Consider the following 3,007-nt stretch of genomic DNA (forward strand, 5'->3'; position numbering starts at 1 on the left):
AGTCAGGAGCCAGTAGTCAGTAGTCAGGAGAATTAAGAATGAATAATAATCAATTAAATGGTCTATTTACAGATTTTATGCCATTTAATCCTTATTTTTGCTGTTTTTGAACTCTCAAAAATTAATTATGCAAGAACTCTAATGATTTATGGATAAAAACTTTAAAATTTAACGAACCCTCGATCCAATGGTTTACATCTCTTTGTTCTCCAAGCTCATTATCGCAAACCCTTGCACTTTACGGAAGCGGCGATCGATTAAGGGAACAATTAAAAACGAGGGGAATTACCTTAGTTGATTTACCCGATGGACAAAGCCAATGGTATCCTAGAGAAAAGAGCCATAACCATGATTAATATCCCAAGAAACCGCCAATTTTTCCCAAAATAACCTGGCTAAGTCTAGAGGATTGGTTAAGGAAGATTACTTGCCCCAATCTAACTTATGCTAGAATGATTATCATTACCACAATAAAGAAGGAGCAAAATGATTATCGTGGTGACGGGGGGTATAGCTGCGGGAAAAACCCATTGGATTCGCCAACAAATCGCCCAAAGCAAGCAGCCAAGTCTATATTTTAGTCCCCAGACGGAAACTTTTCCCATTGATCATCTCACTTTACAGAATGACTTTCCCCAGTTGTCCTCTATTTCTAGGGAAGAAGAAGACCTTTTGAGCAGTTTATCCATGGAAAACACGATCTACATGGAAGTACCATGGCATTTAGACACGCAATCCCTCGAAAGCTTTCTAAAACCCCTCAATTGTCATCGGGTAGCGATTACGTCTCCAGACGAAGAAATCCCCGAAGGACAAGTTCCCGTCGATGAAATAGTCATCAGTCCCGTCAAAACAACCATAAAAGGTGATCAATGGTTAAAAAAACGAGAAATACAGATTTATAGAGCCGTTTTAACGGGAGAAATCCTCGATTTTTCCAGTTTAACCACCTTTTGGACAGAATTAACCCAAGGGGCCTATGGGGAAGTGCTGCGGGTTAAAAGTATCTTCGATATCATCGATGGTCAGTGTATTTATGGGGAATTTATGGATGAATGGCCAGAAAAAGACTTTCAAAGCTTAAATTTCCCCTTAAATCTCGATGGGAGACCGAATCGCTTCAGTGGGATTGAAATCGTCGGTCGCAATCTCGATAAACCGACAATTGCCGATACCCTGAGTGATTGTTGTCTGTCCGATGAGGCACTTTTGTATTATCAACAACAATTTCAAGAATCTTTAGAGCCAGAAATGGAGTTAATCTGATGAAAATAGCCGTTTTATCCTGTATTCATGGCAATATGCCCGCTTTTAATGCTGTTTTGCAAGATTTAGACCAACAGGGTTGTCAAGAAATCTACTGTTTAGGGGATTTAGTTGGGTATGGACCCCATCCTAACCAAGTGGTGGAAAAAATCCGTCAACTGGGGATTACTACAGTACAAGGGTGTTGGGATGAGGATATCGTCGAGGGATTAAATGCCTGTGAATGCAGTTATCCGTCGCTTTTAGCAGAAAAACGGGGTAGATTAGCTCATGAGTGGACAAATCAAATAATCACCCCAGAAAACCGTAATTATTTGTCAAAACTGCCCGAAATTTTTAAGCTAGATCACCTCTGTTTTGTCCATGGTAGTCCCCAAAGTAACCATGAGTACCTTTTAGCCGAAATGGACGCTTTTACGGCTTTAGAACGGGTTTTATCGGTAGATACAGAGGTTTTATTCTGTGGACATACCCACATCCCCTACATTCGCACTCTCGACGCGGGAAGCTTGCAAATAAAAGTGTATCAACCCGATGGGGAACAGTCGCGGCAATTTACCACACCGGTTAAACGTATCATCAACGTGGGATCGGTGGGAGAACCGCGTCACGGTCGTCCAAATGCCACCTATGTGATTTACGATCGAGAAACGGCAGCGGTACAACTGCGAGAAGTGGCCTATAACTATCAGGAAACCTGTCAGGCTATTTTAGCATCGGGTTTACCTCCTATTTTCGCTTGGCGATTGGCTAAGGGTCTAGAATATGCGGAAAAAGCCGATGATCCGACTCATGTTTGCGAACGTTAATTTGTGATAAATCAAGAAATTATGTGGGCGATTTTAAGCGGTATTCAAGGTAATTTACCAGCCTATCAAGCGGTCTTGGAAGATATTCAGCAACGGTCAGTTACTGTAGAAAATTTATATATTTTAGGAGATTTTATCGGCGTTAATCCCGATAGTGAAATGCTGGTAGAACAAATACGTTATCCCACTAAAAATAACTTATATCCGCAGGTTTGTCGGGGATGGTGGGAAGAACAATGTCTAATTTTACACAGTTTAGGAGCCACAGGAGAACCGACGGAATTAATCGATAAACATGGAATTGATAGCACTAAACAACTCTGGGACGCAGTTTCTTTGGAAACGGTGCAATGGTTACGAAATCTCGATTTTGGTTTTGTCGAGTTGGATTGTTTATTAATTCATGGCAGTAGTGTCAGTGTTAGTGAAGAATTAACCCCCGATACTCCCCCATGGCAAATTTTAGATCGACTGCAACGGGTGGGAGTTAATAATCTATTTTGTGGTCGTGCGGGAAAAGTTTTTGATTATTCTTTACAGTCTGCTAATTTAACCAGCACTGTTACTACTTTAGATAAACGGCAACCAAGCCAAACTTTGACGATTCAAGATAAGCGTTTAATTGGGGTTGGTAGCGTTGGTAAAGAATTAAATAAAGCAGTTTACACTCTCTATAATCCTAGTAATAATTGCGTGGAGTTTAGAACCGTACCTTATTAATCTTTCAGAGATTAATTAAATATTAAAGATTAATTTAAGTAGGTAGGTGTTAAAAATTATCAGACACCCCCCTTATCAAGGGGGATCAAGGGGGGATTTATCTTCAATTTAATTAGGGCTTGCTGAATAAATCTAAAAACCTTGTTGGATAAGGCTTTTAGACTTTTTTTCCCTCAAAAAGTGCCGACCATTGGAGGGATCGGGGGTAAAAT

The 3,007-nt window shown here is 40.4% G+C and carries 3 protein-coding genes; all 3 read left to right on the top strand.

Translation table 11 applies throughout. The features are described 5' to 3' along the window. Positions 1-486: 486 nt before the first annotated feature. The 3 genes from PX481_RS19975 to PX481_RS19985 are packed head-to-tail and all read left to right on the top strand — an operon-like array spanning position 487 to position 2,795. Positions 487-1,266, top strand: coding sequence for a hypothetical protein (locus PX481_RS19975; protein WP_002760214.1), 780 nt, complete (start codon positions 487-489; stop codon positions 1,264-1,266). Then, complete coding sequence (locus PX481_RS19980; protein ID WP_002742233.1) at positions 1,266-2,075, top strand: metallophosphoesterase family protein; 810 nt, start codon at positions 1,266-1,268, stop codon at positions 2,073-2,075. Before PX481_RS19975 ends, PX481_RS19980 begins: the two co-directional genes overlap by 1 nt. Before the next feature lie 21 nt (positions 2,076-2,096). Then, positions 2,097-2,795 (top strand): metallophosphoesterase family protein, encoded by a 699-nt coding sequence (locus PX481_RS19985; protein ID WP_002760212.1) that lies wholly within the window; start codon positions 2,097-2,099, stop codon positions 2,793-2,795. The last annotated feature ends 212 nt before the right edge of the window (positions 2,796-3,007 follow it).

Source organism: Microcystis sp. M53603_WE2 (assembly GCF_030065435.1).

Excerpts from the sequence above, each read along its gene's own strand:
- PX481_RS19985 (WP_002760212.1), top strand. The coding sequence starts at position 2,097 with ATGTGGGCGATTTTAAGCGGTATTCAAGGTAATTTACCAGCCTATCAA.
- PX481_RS19975 (WP_002760214.1), top strand. The coding sequence starts at position 487 with ATGATTATCGTGGTGACGGGGGGTATAGCTGCGGGAAAAACCCATTGG.
- PX481_RS19980 (WP_002742233.1), top strand. The coding sequence starts at position 1,266 with ATGAAAATAGCCGTTTTATCCTGTATTCATGGCAATATGCCCGCTTTT.